Raw genomic sequence first — 14,249 nt, 5'->3', positions numbered from 1 at the left:
CCCTTCGGCTAACGGGGAGGCAGGGATGAACATTCATCTTCACAACGCAGACGTCGTGATGATCATTGCGCTGGCGCTGCTATGTTCGTTGTTGCTTGCATTACGCTTTCGTCCGGCGACATGGAAGGGCATCGTGGTGGAAGCGCTGGCGGCGAATGCCGCTGCCATCGCCGCGGTCGTCGCGTTCGAAATGCTGCTGGCCTGACGCGGACGGGTGCCGCGGCGCCATCGCAGACGCCGCGGCCTCAGTCGGTTGGATTACCGGTAGTAGTAGCCGCCATGGTGGTAATAGCCACCGCCGCCGTAGTAGCCCGGCGCGGGCGCGACGATGCAACCACCAAGTGCCGTTGCGAGCAGCGTGCCTGCGATCAGGCTGAGGATCAAGCGTTTCATCGTTATTCTCCGTCGAGTCAGATTCATTCGAGCCTAAACCCCGAATGACTCGATTGAACACGACGGCGCTTTGCGCGAGCGTTGCGATTTGTAAGGGAAGATCACCAAGGTGTTACATGATCGACGCACGCAACGCACTGCGCTCGAAGCGCGATCACGCCGAATTCACATCGGAGGAAAACACCGCCTATACTGGTTTGAACGTGCCGGTCCGGCGCGTGCCTTGCTGGCGGCGCATACGCGGTGCAAGGTGAATCCGCCGGACAACGTGCCTACGAAATGCATGCTGCGCGCAGCCGCTTTTGACGGCGCGAAAAAATGCGTGGATCGCCAATAGGCACTCAACGAAAAGCGACAGATTTAACAGGCGTGTAATGCGCGGCGCCTTTTTGAATCGGCGGCTATGGGGAAGCCGATGTGCTGCACGAAACCGTGCGGACATTCACACCCTATCCCGCAGATGATCAGAAGTGAACCCGGCCGGCCGCGAGGCGGCGGTCGTCGCGTCGACACCGGGCGTGTCCGCGATGCCACCGCTCAGTGCGTGGCCGAGTCCGTTGATTGCGACGATTCCTCTCCGCCCGCTGTTCCCCGACACGGGCGTTTTCGGAGGCGTTACGAGGCAGCGCTCAGTGGTTTGAGCGGACTGCGCGTCGCGCCTCTTTTCTTTTCGAGCAAACGATTGCGCAAGACTTCAGGACGCCGCGTTCAGACGTCCGTGGAGCCGTGCTGCACGGTGACGTCGTGCGCCTCGGTGTGGACGTAGTCGATCGCCTCGAGCGCGGCGCTGATGGGCGGCACCGACTGGCCGTCGCCGATGGAGATTGAACGGTATGGCGATTCAATGCCGTAATGCGACGGCGGGGTCGCCACGAAGATCATGACGGTGCGCTTCTGCAGCGCGTGCGCAAGATGGACGAAGCCCGTGTCGGTGCCGACTACGAGCGAGCACGCGTCGATCATCTGCGCGATTTCGGTCACGCTCATTTTCGGCAGGACGGTTGCGCCCGGCAATTGCGACGCGATCTGCTCCGCTTCGAGCCGCTCGCCCTCAGAGCCCCACGGCAGCACAACGCGAAAACCGCGCTGCGCCAGTTCGCGGCCGATCGCCACCCAATGGCCCACCGGCCATTTCTTGTCGTCTTTCGAGGTGGCGTGAAAGAACGCCGCGACCGGTGCGCCGTTCGACTCGAACGGGAGACTGGCGGGTTCCGGCAAGCGCAGATTGAACACCGCCGGGCCTTCTATTTCGTAGCCCAGCGCCTCGCCCGCGCTGATACGCATGCCATGCCACGCATTGCATTTGGGACGCGGGCCGAATCGCCCGGTATAGGCAAACGCCGCGCCCCGCTCGCCGAGATCCGGAGCCAGGTAGCCGATACGCCGCGACGAGCGCGCCAGAAACGCAATGATCGCGCTCTTGTACACGCCTTGAATGTCGAGGATGAAATCGTAGCGATAGGCGCGCAATTCAGCGATCGACGCCCAGATCGATTTGAAATCGGCCCAGCGGCGCGCTTTCTTGAAGCGGCGCAGCGGCGCGCACAGCACGCGGTCCACGTTCTCGCTCCAGTGCACGACTTCGGCGAATGCTTCGTCGGCGGCCCAATCCACCTGCACGCCGGGAAACGCGCGCTTGATATCGGCGACCACTGGCAGGGCCTGCACGATATCGCCGAGCGAAGTGACCTTGACGATAAGGACGCGCTTCATTGAGGACCTGTGAGTTGTTCGAACATCAAGGCATTTTAGCCGACCAAACCGATAATCTTTGCCGAATCGCGCAGCGCGCTGCTCGGTCATTAGTACAGCAGGCTAGCTCAACTACTTACAGAAAGCCCTTTTGCATTATTGCAAAATACTTTCATGCGGATTTACGGGTCCGGCACGCCTTATACTTTTGCCTTTGCGCCTCCATACAACCCATGTCCCGGTCCATTCCGATCCGATCTTCCGCCATCGTTCGACGCGCGAGGCGACTGTGGCGCCAATACGGCGTCTTCTGGCTTGGTGCGATCGCAGTCGGGCTAACCGCGGTGCTGTACGCGAGACTGATCGACTGGGGTTACAACGAATTTCGCACCGTGCAGCAACAGCATGTGTGGGCGCCGCTGATCATCACCCCCGCGGTCACGGCACTCGCCGTCTGGCTCACCCGCAAGTTCTTTCGCGGCGCCGAAGGCAGCGGCATTCCGCAGGTCATCGCCACGCTTCACTCCCGGACGAGCGCATACGGTTCACGGCTGCTGACCTTCCGGATTCTGTTCGGCAAGATCGCCGTGTCGTTTCTGGCGATTCTCGGCGGCCTCACGATCGGCCGCGAGGGGCCGACCGTGCAGGTGGGCGCCGCCTTGATGTTCAATCTGCGGCGGCTGTATCCCCGCTCGAACGCGCTGATCGAACGGCAACTCGTGCTGGCGGGCGCGGCAGCGGGCTTGTCCGCCGCATTCAATACGCCGCTTGCCGGCATCGTGTTCGCGATCGAGGAATTGACGCGCAGCTTCGAGGCACGCGCTAGCGGCGTGCTGATTACCGCGATCATCATCGCTGGCGTGATCGCGCTCGGCTTGAATGGCAACTACACCTATTTCGGAACCATCCAGATCGGCGCGCACTTTCCCAATGTGCTGGCGCTGGCGGTGCTGCTTACGGCCGTCGTTACGGGCCTCGCCGGTGGTGTGTTCGGCTGGCTGCTGCTGAATACCGCGCGCTGGATTCCGGCGCCGCTGCGTCAATTGCACAGCGAGCGGCCGGTCGCGTTCGCCGCGCTGTGCGGTTTCGTGATCGCGGGGGTCGGGCTGATTTCGGGCGGCACGACCTTCGGCAGCGGCTACGCCGAAGCACGCGGATTGCTCGACGGCCACGCGCAGTTGTCGGTGTTTTATCCGTTCCTGAAGATGATTTCGATGGTCGGTTCTTATTTGCCGGGCATCCCGGGCGGCATCTTCGCGCCTTCGCTGTCAATCGGCGCGGGCTTCGGCGATCTGCTGTACCGGGTGTTCCAATCGATGGATCTGCCGATGCTGATCGCCCTCGGCATGGTCGGCTATCTGGCCGCCGTCACGCAGTCGCCGATTACATCGTTCGTGATCGTGATGGAGATGATCAACGGCCACGCATTGGTGATCTCGCTGATGGCCACCGCATTGATTTCGAGCCGCGTATCGCGCCTCCTTACGCCGCCGCTGTATGAGTCGCTGGCCGAGCGGTATATGACGCCGTTGCCGCAACCCGCGCCCGCGCCGACGCCGGAAGTGCCCGAGGTCGAAGCGCCTGTCCCGGCCGCGGAGAACGTCGACGGCGAGCCGCTCGCCGACGCCCCCAACGGCAGCAACGCACCACGTCAGTAGACGACGACGGCCGGCGCTCGCAAATACACCGGCCGCGCAGGCACGACGACGCAGCCGGCCAGCATGACCGCCAGCACGGCAATCAAAAGCAGATTCTTTTTCATCACATGGTTTCCTGAAGCAGGCGCAGACGAGCGCTACGCCGAATGCGTGCGCAACGTATGCATGTGTCTGCGCCCGTCGAGATGGAAGCAGCGGCACGCACGGCATTCACCGTGTCGTGCCGCGCATTGCCAACGCTCGTGGCGTTACGCCCAGTGGCCTTCAACCCAGTGATAATTCGGGCCGTGCGCGACCCAGTGTCCCGGCACCCAGTGATAGCCGACACGCTCGGCTTGCCAGTGACCGCCGATCCACACATAGCGGCCATGATCCCAGCGCCAGTGACCACGATCCCACACGTAGCCGACGCGCGACGCGGGCACCGCTTCGTAGCGCACCGGCGGCGGCGCGGACGGCGCGATCACGACGACTTCCGCGGCCGAAGCCGATGCCACGGCGGCTGCGCCGGCGGCGATCAATACGGTGTTGGCAAGCAGCAAACGCAAGGTCTTGTTCATGTTATCCCTCTGTAGATGAACACCGAAGGCGGCGTTATCCGTTTAATGCGCGAGGGGACGCAGCGGCTGACCATGGACGTGTAACGCCATACGCTGAAGTGCAACGGATTATTTCGACGTGCAGCCGACGCGCGAGAAAGCCCACTCAAGCACACGCGCACGAACACAGAGGAAGGTGGGAACAACGAAAAACGAAGAGGCACAACGAAGCGGCGCACTCGCGCGCCGCCCCGCGTTACGTCATCTCGACGCAACGCAGCGAAGCGCGCAGCACGTCATATGAAACCGGCCGCGAGAGGACGCAGACCCTGGACGATCAGGCCTGCGGTATTTCGATCTTGACCTCGAGCACTTCGAGATCGTCCTGACGTTCGAGGCTCACACGAATATCGTCATGGGAAATCTTCACGTACTTCGAGATCACGGCCACCAGTTCGCGTTGCAACGCAGGCAGATAATCGGCAGGCGCATGGCCGCCGGCGCGCTCATGCGCGATGATCAACTGCAGGCGCTCCTTCGCTACCGATGCGGACTTCTTCTTCTCGCCCAGCAAAAACGAAAGAATCGACATTACGTGCGCTCCCCTTACTTGGTGCCGAAGAGGCGCTGCAGCAGCCCGGGCTTCTGGTAATCGGTAAAGCGAAGCGACTTCTGCTCGCCGAGGAAACGCGACACGACGTCTTTGTAGGCTTCGGCCACATCGGTGCCGTCCAGATGCACCGCCGGCAAGCCCTGATTCGATGCGTGCAGCACCGCTTCCGATTCCGGAATCACGCCGATCAGATCGATGCGCAGAATTTCCTGGATATCGGTCAGCGACAGCATTTCGCCTTCGCTGACGCGCTTCGGGTTGTAGCGGGTGATCAGCAGATGTTCCTTGATCGGCTCCTTGCCTTCGATCGCGCGCTTGGTCTTCGACGACAGAATGCCGAGGATGCGGTCCGAGTCACGCACCGACGAGACTTCCGGATTCGTCACGATCAGCGCTTCGTCGGCGAAATGCATGGCGAGCAGCGCGCCCGATTCGATACCGGCCGGCGAATCGCACACGATGAATTCGAAGTCCATCGCGATCAGATCGTTGATGACCTTCTCGACACCTTCCATGGTCAGCGCGTCTTTATCGCGCGTTTGCGAGGCCGGCAGGATGAACAGGTTCTCGCACTTCTTGTCCTTGATAAGCGCCTGGTTCAGATTGGCTTCGCCCTGGATCACGTTGATCAGGTCGTACACCACGCGGCGTTCACAACCCATGATGAGGTCGAGGTTACGCAGGCCGACGTCGAAGTCGATCACGGCGGTTTTGCTGCCCCGCAGAGCGAGGGCCGATGCAAAACTCGCGCTCGTGGTCGTCTTGCCCACGCCACCCTTGCCCGAAGTCACCACAATGATTTTTGCCATTACCCTTACCTTGTGTTCGTCAAATGCGTCAATTATGTGCGGCCATATTTGCCGTGAAACGCCGCGTGCATCGGGTTGATCGACGCAGCGCGCTTCGCGTCGCTTAGGTGAGCCGCAGCGGTTCGATCATCAACTTTTCTTCTTCGAGCCAGATCTGCACCGGCTTGCCGAGCACGTCGGCCGGCAGCGGGTTCTCAGTCGTTCGATAGATGCCCGCGATCGAGATGAGTTCCGGCTCGAGACACGTGCAGAAAATGCGCGCGTCGTGATTGCCCTGCACGCCGGCCAATGCCCGGCCGCGCAGCGGCGCGTAAATATGGATGTTGCCTTCCGCGATCACTTCCGCGCCGTAGCTCACGAGGCCGAGCACGACCAGGTCGCCCTTGGCGTAAATGCGCTGACCGGAGCGCAGCGGCTTGTCCACCACCATGGTTTGCGACGATGTGGCCAGACGTACCGGCTCCGCGGCGGGAGCCGGCTCGACGGCCGCGGCCGTGGCCGGCGTGCCGTTTTCCGGCGTGCCGGCGGCGAGCTCGAACAGATCGGAAGGCGGCGTGGCCGTCGCGGCGGTGACAGCCGGCGCTGCAGCGGCGGCATTGGCGATGTCTTCGTCCGCGGATTTGGCGGCGTTCGTGGCGCCACGGCGGTCGCGGGCTTCGAGCAGCGGCAATTGCGACTCGGCCGCCCACGCCTGCTGCGGGTTGGCGACCACGCCAACGGGGCGCATGCGCACGCTGTCGAGCAGTTGCGCGATGTCGGCGAGCGGCACGCGTTCGTTCTCGGCGAGACGGCGCACGTCGATGGCGACGACGTCGTTAGCGAAAAACTCGGGGGTCGCCTCGAAGCGCCGGGTCAGTTCGGCACGCATGGCGTCGAGGTCGGTTGTCTTGACCACGAACAGGAGCGTGTCGACAGAGCCGCTGCGAAGTTCGAAAAAGGGCGATTTCTTGGGCGACATAGCGTTCGGCAAAAAATTTTGCGTATTTTACAGGCGTCGACGCGCGCGGCCAGCTTTTTTGCCGGGAGAACGGCCCGCCGCGATCACGACGCGGCCCAGCGCAGGCAACGCGACGGCCTCGCCGTGGCCATTCGGGCCGCGCGCCGCGCCGATGATCCGGCGACAGACGCTGAAGAGACGCGGAAGGGAATCGAGCGGCAGACTGTTGCGCCGCTCGCGAGATCACTGCTGAAACACCTGAGACGTGGTCGGCACGTGGCGCACCAGCAGGCTTTCGGCCTGGTCCGGCGCGCGCGTGACGCGACGGTGCTCGCCGGTCGGACCGAAGCCGAGCGCCTCGTAGAAGCGCATGGCATTTCGATTGGCGTCGGCGACCCACGCGTAGATTTCCGTGGCGCCTTCATTTGCGAGCCAGGCGGCGGCCGAATCGACCAGCAGCTCGCCGCCCCGCAGATGACGCACGGCCGGCGCCACCCACAGTTCGCAAACGAACGCGCGGCGCGCCGCGCTATCGTCGAAGTACGCTTCGATCAGTCCCGCCGGATGGCCCTCGGTGTAGAGGATGAAGGTGGTGAAGGTGAAGGAAACCGCATGATCCGCAGCGGTGGCGTCGAAACTGGCGGCGTCAGCCGACAACGCGTCCTCGAGCGTGGCGCCGAAGGCATACGGTGCCTCCCGCAGCGACGCAGTACGGAGTTCGCGGAAAACAGCGCCCTGATCAGCGGCGATACGGCGAACGGTCAATGACGGACTCATGCAGACGAAAACCCCTTGAAACCCTAAGGCGTAGCTTTAACCGAACCGGCGCGAGAGTCAAATCATTCTTTACCGGAATGTGGCATGCGCCGCAGGAAGTCTCCTCGGGAGACGACATGCGAAGCGTGGCCAGACTCAGCAGCATGTTGCGCGCCCAGTTCCGGCGCAAGCGGCCGGACGCGGTACGCGCCGCGCAGGGTCATGGCGCTTCGTAGCTACCGGTGCCGTCCGGCCACGGTGTCAGGAGTTCATAGCCGTCGTCGGTCACGGCGATCATGTGTTCCCATTGCGCTGACAGCGAACGGTCTTTGGTGACCACGGTCCAGCCGTCGCGCTGCACCGCGGTGCCGGCGCGGCCCGCGTTGACCATCGGCTCGATCGTGAAGACCATGCCCGGCTTCAGACGCACGCCCTGCCCCGGCTGACCGTAGTGCAGCACTTGCGGGTCTTCGTGATAGACCTTGCCGATGCCGTGCCCGCAATAGTCGCGCACGATCGAGAAGCCGTCACGCTGCGCGACCTTCTGGATCGCATGGCCCACGTCGCCGAGCGTCGCGCCCGGCTTCACTTCGCGGATGCCGGCAAGCATCGCTTCATAGGTCGTGTCGATCAGCTGGCGCGCCACCGTGCTCGGCTGGCCGACGCAATACATGCGGCTCGTATCGCCGAAGTAGCCATCCTTGATGATCGCGACGTCGATATTGACGATGTCGCCGTCTTTCAGGACCTCAGCGCGATTCGGGATGCCGTGGCACACCACCGAGTTGACCGAGGTGCAAACCGTCTTCGGAAAACCCAGATAGCCGACATTTGCCGGAATCGACTTTTGCGTATTGACAATATAGTCGTTGCACAGTGCGTCCAGCTCTTCGGTGGAGACGCCGGCCTTGACGTGCTCGCCGATCATCGCCAGCACATCGGCCGCGAGGCGGCCGGAAATGCGCAGTTTGGCGATGTCGTCGGGAGTCTTGTAGGTAATAGCCATGAATTCGGTCGATATGGGTCGAATGGGAGGTCGATGTTCAATCGATCGGCCAATTGTACAGAGGATCGCAGCCGAGCCTCTGCGAGCCGCGCCGAACTTGCCGGACTGAACGGTCTGCAGCGACCCTGGTCGGCATGCCCGACCGGTTCCTCACATGCAGCGCAATCGATGCTGCGCACGCAAACAGAAATCTTTTGCGAGTGTTGCATCTAGCAGAGTGCTCGCCCCGTAAAGGCGAATGAGGACTCGCTCTTCTCCCTTGATCATCTGGTTCTTTTCAGAAGAACGGAGGCCTCTTTGCGTCCGCGATATTGCGTTTGACCGCGCGAGAGAAACAGATGTACGCGCGAATACGTCGCGAATTCGCGGCATCGGCAGCGAACCATTTGAGGAGCATCGCCATGTCGGAGTCCAGCACTAAATCAGCATCCCTTATTGATGCATTCGATCGACGCGCCACGCGCCGCCTGCAACGCAGACAGTTCTTTCGCAACGCCGGCGGCTTGAGTCTGGGACTTGTCGGCGGCACGCTGATCAGTGCGTGCGGCGGCGGCGGCTCGGTTTCGAACGTATCGGCCCAGAGCGCGCCCACCGACGCGGAAATCCTGAATTTCGCGCTGAATCTGGAGTACCTCGAATCGCAGTTCTATACGTACGCGACGACCGGCGCCGGGCTCGCAGCGAGCATGACCGCGGGCGTCGGCACGATGGGCACGGTGATTCCCGGGCAGCAGGTGCCGTTCCAGGACCCGGTGGTGAAGGCCTACGCCAACGAGATCGCCAACGACGAGCGCGAGCACGTCACCTTCCTGCGCAGCGCGCTGGGTTCGGCCGCGGTGGCCATGCCCGCGATCGATATCGGCGGCACGGATCCGAACGGTGCGTTTTCGAACGCGGCGCGCGCCGCGGGTCTCGTGCCTGCGGGCACCGCCTTCAATCCGTATGCGAATGACAACAACTTCCTGCTCGGCGCGTACATCTTCGAGGACGTCGGCGTGACGGCTTATAAAGGCGCCTCGCCGCTCATCACCAACAAGACGTTCCTCGAAGCGGCGGCCGGCATTCTCGCGGCCGAGGCGTATCACGCCGGCCTGGTGCGCACGGTGCTGTACTCGAAAGGCATCGACATGACGAGTCTCGTCACCGCCGCCAACGCGATTTCGGCTGCGCGCAACAGCCTCGATCACAACGGCCACGACGATCAGGGCATCACCGGCGCGACCGCCGGCACGTCCAACATCGTGCCGCTGGACAGCAATGGGCTCGCATTCAGCCGCAACTACAGCAACGTCCTCAACATCGTCTACCTGACGAGTTCAGCGGCGACCAAGGGCGGCTTCTTCCCGAACGGCGTCAACGGTTCGCTGAACATGAGCGCCTGAGCTGAGTTATTGGTTGTGTCAGTTGCACCGGCAACGGGGCGCCGCGACGCCGATCGCGCTGAACCCGTTGACCGGCCGTCATGTGCAACTTGCGTTGAACGCTTGACGACGTACAGGAGCCGCTATGAACGAAGCGATAAGCCAGGGCACCGTGCCGCAGACTCTCACCGAGCAGACCTGTTTCGACATTCGCGAAACGCTGGCGGGAAGGCGCCGTGGCGTGCGCGCGATGCTGCCGTTCGTCGGGCCGGCGGTGGTGGCGTCGATCGCGTACATGGACCCGGGCAACTTCGCCACCAACATCCAGGCGGGCGCGGGATACGGCTATACGCTGCTGTGGGTCGTGGCGGTCGCGAATGTCGTCGCGATGCTGTTCCAGTCGCTGTCGGCCAAGCTCGGTCTCGTCACCGGGCGCAATCTCGCCGAGTTATGCCGCGAAGCGCTGCCACGCCGCTCCGTGCTCGCGATGTGGGGCATCAGCGAAATCGCGGCGATGGCGACCGATCTGGCCGAGTTCGTCGGCGGCGCGATCGGCGTGTCATTGCTCACGCATCTGCCGATGATACCGAGCATGCTGATCACCGCAGCCGTCACGTATGGCTTGCTGCAATTCGAAAAGCGCGGCTTCCGCCCGCTCGAACTGGCGATCGCGGCGTTGATCGGCGTAATCGGATTATCTTATCTTGCCGAGTTGCTGATCGCACCGGTGCATTGGCCATCGGTGGTCGCGCACACGTTCACGCCGCGTGTGCCGGATAGCAATGCGTTGACGATATCGGTCGGCATTATCGGCGCCACGGTCATGCCGCATGTGCTGTTCCTGCATTCGGGGCTCACGCAGAATCGCGTGAAACCGCGCAACGACGGCGAGCGCGCGAGGCTGCTGCGCTTTTCCAATATCGAAGTGGTGGTCGCGCTCGGCGTGGCCGGGTTCATCAACATGGCGATGGTGATCATGGCCTCGAGCGCGTTTCATGCAGGGCACCCGGAGATCGCCAGCATCGAGACCGCGTGGCGCACGCTCACGCCGCTGCTCGGCGGCGCCGCGGCGGGACTCTTTCTGGCCGCGTTGATCGCGTCGGGCGTGTCGAGTTCAGTGGTCGGCACGATGGCTGGGCAAATGATCATGCAGGGCTTCGTCGGCTTTCATATTCCCGTGTGGGCCCGGCGCTTGATCACGATGGCGCCGGCTTTCGCGGTAGTGGCCTGCGGCGTCGACGCGACGCGCGCCCTGGTGCTGAGCCAGGTGGTGCTCAGCATCGCCCTGCCCGTGCCGATGATCGCGCTCGTGTGGTTCACCTCGCGCGGCGACCTGATGGGCCGCTACCGGAATCGTCGTGCGACGACCTTCGCGGCGATTCTCGGCACGGTCGTCGTGCTGGCGCTCAATCTCATTCTGCTGCTGCAGGCGGCCGGCATTTCGCCGTGGCCGCCGTTTCATGCCGCGTGAGCCAGCGGCGTCATGGCACGGCCTGCATCCGCTCGTGGGGTTGGCGCGTACATTGTTCGAACGCATCTCTCCGGACTGACTCGACTCTCATGCCTCGACGCCTTCTCACCCTGACCGCCACGCTGGCCCTCGCCGCTCTCGGCGGCTGCAGCGCGGCGGGCGTATTGAACGCCGCCGTATCGCACAAGCAGTTCCGCGCCGAAAACGGCCTGGCTTACGGCAACGCGCCGCGCCAGAAACTCGACGTCTACGTACCCACCGCCGACGCGCCGGCAGCCGCTTCTTCGCATGGCCGTCCGATGGTGGTGTTCTTCTATGGCGGCAGTTGGCAGAACGGCTCGCGCGGCAACTATCTGTTCGTCGGCGCGGCGTTGGCCTCGCGCGGCTTCGTTGCCGTGCTGCCGGACTATCGGACGTGGCCCGACACCGCGTTCCCCGGTTTCGTCGACGACGCGGCCGCGGCCGTGCGCTGGGCACGCGACCACGCGGCCGAGTTCGGCGGCGACCCGTCGCGAATCTTTTTGATGGGACACTCGGCGGGCGCGCATATCGTGATGCTGCTCGCCACCGACGGCCGCTATCTCGCCGCGCAGCAGATGAGCAAAAGCGATATCAGCGGCGTGATCGGCCTGGCCGGGCCGTATGATTTTCTGCCTTTGCACGACGCGACGCTGGAGGAAATTTTCCCGCGTGCCTTGCGCGCCGCGAGTCAGCCGATCAACTTCGTCGCCGGCGACGAGCCGCCGATGTTCCTCGCGGCAGGCCAGCGCGATACGACCGTCGATCCGGGCAACACCGACCGGCTCGCGGCGAAACTGCGCGCATCGGGCGACGCGGATGTCGAAGTGAAGCACTATCCGCGCGTCGGGCACGCGCTGCTGGTGGGCGCGTTTGCCGGCCCGTTGCGCGGCTTTGCGCCGGTGCTCGACGATGCGAGCGCGTTTATCGACAAGCAGGCTAGCAATGAAGTACGGCGTTCGCACAAGAGCGCTGCAAACGGTGGCGCGCCATTACTGCCCGCATCTTCGGACGCGCAAGGCAACGTCTATCAGATGCGCAGGCAACGGGCGAAAGCAGCGGTTGCGTCGTGCGATGGCTCGGCATCCGTATCGGCGCCCGCCGCTGATACGGATTGCCAGAAACAACAAGGCAATCTGGGCCTCAGCGAATAAGCCCCGCAAAGCGCGTTGCGGTTCTGCGGCGACGCACCCGGCGCTTTATACGCACCTGATTCACGTACTCGCCCCGGTGCCCAACGGCAAACTTCGCAACGCGTCGCAAACGAACTACGGCGCCGTGCCAAGCAACTGCTTGCGCAAAGTAGGCGCGCGCGTCGAAGGATCGAGCCAGATGCCGAAGAATGCACGCGCGAAGGCGGGATCGTCGAACTCGCCGGTCATGCGCTCGCCGGCATAAAAACGCACGCCTTTGTCCGGCAGATACACCGCGCTCAACTGGTCGCCGGGGCTGACATCCACGAAGGCCTGCAGCATATCCGCGCGCCAGCGCTCCAGCGTGTCGGCCGGAATCGGCACGCCAGCCAAACGCTTGATCTCGCTGATACCAGTGTCCGCGAGGCGCTCGCGTTTGATGCCGCGCGCGTACACGATGTGCAGCGCGAAGCGGGCGTCGTAATCGACCGGCACGCGTTCGCTCCACATCTGCGCGCGATAGAGCCGGAAGCCGAGCACGCTGAAATCGCCTTCGCCAACGAGTTGCGCGGACTGGACGTCGCCGCGCCAGTCCGCGCAAGCGGCGCTCACCCACAACGCCAGGACGAGAGCGACGAAGGCGCGCACGTCAGTCCGCTTGCGAAAGCACGAACTGCATGACATCCGTGCGTCCTTCGTCGAAGCCGGCTTCGCAATACGCCAGATAGAGCCGCCACGTGCGCACAAAAATCTCGTCGAAACCCTGCACGCGGATCGTATCGAGTTGCGCTTCGAACGCGCCGCGCCAGCGACGCAAGGTCTCCGCGTAATCGCGGCCGAACGCCAGCGAGGTGCGCGTCGTGAGCTTGCCGCGCCGTGCGGCCTGCGCGAAACGCTGCGGGCTCGGCAACATGCCGCCAGGAAAAATGAACTCGCGAATGAAGTCGCTCGTCGCGCGATAAGCGGCAAAATGCGAGTCGTCGATCGTGATGGTTTGCACTAGCGCGCGAGCGCCCGGCCGCAGACGTTCGCGCAGAATCCGAAAGTACGTCGGCCAGAATTTTTCGCCGACGGCCTCGAACATTTCAATCGATACGACGGCGTCGTACTGGCCGGTCAGGCTGCGATAGTCGCGCAGTTCGAGTTGCACGCGCTCGCCCAGGCCTGCTTCGTTCACACGCTGCCGGGCGAATTCGAGTTGTGCCGGCGAGATCGTCACGCCATGCACGTGAATGCCAAGACGCGCCGCATGCAGCGCAAAAGCGCCCCAGCCGCAGCCGATTTCCAGAATGTGCATGCCTTCGCGCAAACCGAGCGTATCGATGATGCGCTGATACTTCGCGTGCTGCGCGTCTTCGAGCGATTGATGGAAATTGCCGTCGAACACCGCGCTCGAATAGGTGAACGTCGCGTCGAGCCACTGCGCGTAAAACGGGTTGCCGATGTCGTAGTGCGCGTGAATGTTGCGCCGGCTGCCCGAGCGCGTGTTCGGCCTCAGCTTGTGGCGCAGTCCGTACCAGAGTTGCGCGAGCCAGCCGCCATACACCGTGCGTTGCAGAGCGCGCTCGTTGCGGATCGCGACACGCAGCAGCGCGGCCAGATCGGGCGTATCGACCCAGAAAGAGCGCCATGCATCGGCGAAACCAATATCGCCTTTGCGCAGAATCGCGCCGCACGCGCGCCAGTCACGCATCTCCAGCCGCGCGCCGGGCGCCGCGTGCGGATCGCCGAACACGCGCTGCTGGCCGTCGGGCGTGATGAGGACCAGATGCCCCACCTGGATCCGCTCGAGCAAGGACAGAAACAGACGGCCTGACGCGGGGGCGGTTTGGTGCCCGCTCAGGGTTCTTGAAAGCGCCATGG

15 protein-coding genes are annotated in these 14,249 nt (G+C 63.5%); 5 read left to right on the top strand and 10 right to left on the bottom strand.

The genetic code is table 11. The features are described from left to right. The first annotated feature begins 25 nt into the window (after positions 1 to 25). Positions 26 to 205 (top strand): hypothetical protein, encoded by a 180-nt coding sequence (locus tag BPHYT_RS05195; protein WP_012432109.1) that lies wholly within the window; start codon positions 26 to 28, stop codon positions 203 to 205. A gap of 53 nt (positions 206 to 258) precedes the next feature. Here BPHYT_RS05195 and BPHYT_RS39420 read toward each other — a convergent pair whose 3' ends face one another. Together BPHYT_RS39420 and waaC are read right to left on the bottom strand one after the other, a co-directional pair. Further along, positions 259 to 393: a hypothetical protein gene (locus BPHYT_RS39420; RefSeq protein ID WP_012432108.1), complete on the bottom strand. Its 135-nt coding sequence runs from the start codon at positions 391 to 393 to the stop codon at positions 259 to 261. 708 nt (positions 394 to 1,101) lie between these two features. After that, a complete protein-coding gene (waaC, locus tag BPHYT_RS05190) occupies positions 1,102 to 2,106 on the bottom strand; it encodes a lipopolysaccharide heptosyltransferase I (RefSeq protein WP_012432107.1) in 1,005 nt (334 codons plus the stop codon). Between the two features lie 212 nt (positions 2,107 to 2,318). Between waaC and BPHYT_RS05185 the strand changes: the two genes are divergently transcribed. Beyond that, positions 2,319 to 3,743, top strand: a complete 1,425-nt coding sequence (locus BPHYT_RS05185) for a chloride channel protein (protein WP_012432106.1) — start codon at positions 2,319 to 2,321, stop codon at positions 3,741 to 3,743. Between the two features lie 248 nt (positions 3,744 to 3,991). On the opposite strand, the gene BPHYT_RS05175 is transcribed toward BPHYT_RS05185, so the two are convergent. From BPHYT_RS05175 to map, 6 genes are all read right to left on the bottom strand, one after another. Then, entirely contained in the window at positions 3,992 to 4,303 is a 312-nt protein-coding gene (locus tag BPHYT_RS05175) for a YXWGXW repeat-containing protein (RefSeq protein ID WP_012432105.1), read from the bottom strand. Between the two features lie 316 nt (positions 4,304 to 4,619). Then, positions 4,620 to 4,874, bottom strand: coding sequence for a cell division topological specificity factor MinE (minE, locus tag BPHYT_RS05170; protein WP_012432104.1), 255 nt, complete (start codon positions 4,872 to 4,874; stop codon positions 4,620 to 4,622). 14 nt (positions 4,875 to 4,888) lie between these two features. Next, the gene (gene minD, locus BPHYT_RS05165) at positions 4,889 to 5,704 is read right to left on the bottom strand and encodes a septum site-determining protein MinD (RefSeq protein WP_006048490.1); all 816 of its coding nucleotides are present in this window, start codon (positions 5,702 to 5,704) and stop codon (positions 4,889 to 4,891) included. Between the two features lie 103 nt (positions 5,705 to 5,807). Then, entirely contained in the window at positions 5,808 to 6,662 is an 855-nt protein-coding gene (gene minC / locus BPHYT_RS05160; RefSeq protein WP_012432103.1) for a septum site-determining protein MinC, read from the bottom strand. A 222-nt stretch (positions 6,663 to 6,884) separates the two neighbouring features. Next, the gene (locus BPHYT_RS05155; RefSeq protein WP_012432102.1) at positions 6,885 to 7,418 is read right to left on the bottom strand and encodes a GNAT family N-acetyltransferase; all 534 of its coding nucleotides are present in this window, start codon (positions 7,416 to 7,418) and stop codon (positions 6,885 to 6,887) included. Between the two features lie 199 nt (positions 7,419 to 7,617). Further along, positions 7,618 to 8,403 carry a type I methionyl aminopeptidase gene (gene map, locus BPHYT_RS05150; RefSeq protein WP_012432101.1) on the bottom strand — a complete coding sequence of 262 codons (786 nt, stop codon included), beginning with the start codon at positions 8,401 to 8,403 and terminating at the stop codon, positions 7,618 to 7,620. 401 nt (positions 8,404 to 8,804) lie between these two features. On the opposite strand from map, the gene BPHYT_RS05145 reads away from it, so the two are divergent. The 3 genes from BPHYT_RS05145 (at position 8,805) to BPHYT_RS05135 (ending at position 12,407) form a co-directional block, all read left to right on the top strand. Beyond that, complete coding sequence (locus BPHYT_RS05145) at positions 8,805 to 9,785, top strand: ferritin-like domain-containing protein (protein ID WP_012432100.1); 981 nt, start codon at positions 8,805 to 8,807, stop codon at positions 9,783 to 9,785. Between the two features lie 124 nt (positions 9,786 to 9,909). Next, positions 9,910 to 11,235: an Nramp family divalent metal transporter gene (locus BPHYT_RS05140; protein WP_012432099.1), complete on the top strand. Its 1,326-nt coding sequence runs from the start codon at positions 9,910 to 9,912 to the stop codon at positions 11,233 to 11,235. An 89-nt stretch (positions 11,236 to 11,324) separates the two neighbouring features. After that, complete coding sequence (locus tag BPHYT_RS05135; RefSeq protein ID WP_012432098.1) at positions 11,325 to 12,407, top strand: alpha/beta hydrolase; 1,083 nt, start codon at positions 11,325 to 11,327, stop codon at positions 12,405 to 12,407. Between the two features lie 114 nt (positions 12,408 to 12,521). Here BPHYT_RS05135 and BPHYT_RS05130 read toward each other — a convergent pair whose 3' ends face one another. Together BPHYT_RS05130 and BPHYT_RS05125 are read right to left on the bottom strand one after the other, a co-directional pair. Beyond that, positions 12,522 to 13,070: a chalcone isomerase family protein gene (locus BPHYT_RS05130; RefSeq protein WP_012432097.1), complete on the bottom strand. Its 549-nt coding sequence runs from the start codon at positions 13,068 to 13,070 to the stop codon at positions 12,522 to 12,524. Continuing rightward, the gene (locus BPHYT_RS05125) at positions 13,036 to 14,247 is read right to left on the bottom strand and encodes an SAM-dependent methyltransferase (RefSeq protein ID WP_012432096.1); all 1,212 of its coding nucleotides are present in this window, start codon (positions 14,245 to 14,247) and stop codon (positions 13,036 to 13,038) included. The genes BPHYT_RS05130 and BPHYT_RS05125 overlap by 35 nt, the downstream gene beginning before the upstream one ends. Positions 14,248 to 14,249: the final 2 nt, after the last annotated feature.

The organism is Paraburkholderia phytofirmans PsJN (assembly GCF_000020125.1).
Taxonomy (GTDB): domain Bacteria; phylum Pseudomonadota; class Gammaproteobacteria; order Burkholderiales; family Burkholderiaceae; genus Paraburkholderia; species Paraburkholderia phytofirmans.
This window is presented reverse-complemented; position numbering and strand designations above follow the sequence as displayed.

Coding starts and splice junctions, on each gene's coding strand:
- BPHYT_RS05195 (WP_012432109.1), top strand. CDS start 26: ATGAACATTCATCTTCACAACGCAGACGTCGTGATGATCATTGCGCTG.
- BPHYT_RS39420 (WP_012432108.1), bottom strand. CDS start 393: ATGAAACGCTTGATCCTCAGCCTGATCGCAGGCACGCTGCTCGCAACG.
- waaC (WP_012432107.1), bottom strand. CDS start 2,106: ATGAAGCGCGTCCTTATCGTCAAGGTCACTTCGCTCGGCGATATCGTG.
- BPHYT_RS05185 (WP_012432106.1), top strand. CDS start 2,319: ATGTCCCGGTCCATTCCGATCCGATCTTCCGCCATCGTTCGACGCGCG.
- BPHYT_RS05175 (WP_012432105.1), bottom strand. CDS start 4,303: ATGAACAAGACCTTGCGTTTGCTGCTTGCCAACACCGTATTGATCGCC.
- minE (WP_012432104.1), bottom strand. CDS start 4,874: ATGTCGATTCTTTCGTTTTTGCTGGGCGAGAAGAAGAAGTCCGCATCG.
- minD (WP_006048490.1), bottom strand. CDS start 5,704: ATGGCAAAAATCATTGTGGTGACTTCGGGCAAGGGTGGCGTGGGCAAG.
- minC (WP_012432103.1), bottom strand. CDS start 6,662: ATGTCGCCCAAGAAATCGCCCTTTTTCGAACTTCGCAGCGGCTCTGTC.
- BPHYT_RS05155 (WP_012432102.1), bottom strand. CDS start 7,418: ATGAGTCCGTCATTGACCGTTCGCCGTATCGCCGCTGATCAGGGCGCT.
- map (WP_012432101.1), bottom strand. CDS start 8,403: ATGGCTATTACCTACAAGACTCCCGACGACATCGCCAAACTGCGCATT.
- BPHYT_RS05145 (WP_012432100.1), top strand. CDS start 8,805: ATGTCGGAGTCCAGCACTAAATCAGCATCCCTTATTGATGCATTCGAT.
- BPHYT_RS05140 (WP_012432099.1), top strand. CDS start 9,910: ATGAACGAAGCGATAAGCCAGGGCACCGTGCCGCAGACTCTCACCGAG.
- BPHYT_RS05135 (WP_012432098.1), top strand. CDS start 11,325: ATGCCTCGACGCCTTCTCACCCTGACCGCCACGCTGGCCCTCGCCGCT.
- BPHYT_RS05130 (WP_012432097.1), bottom strand. CDS start 13,070: ATGTCATGCAGTTCGTGCTTTCGCAAGCGGACTGACGTGCGCGCCTTC.
- BPHYT_RS05125 (WP_012432096.1), bottom strand. CDS start 14,247: ATGGCGCTTTCAAGAACCCTGAGCGGGCACCAAACCGCCCCCGCGTCA.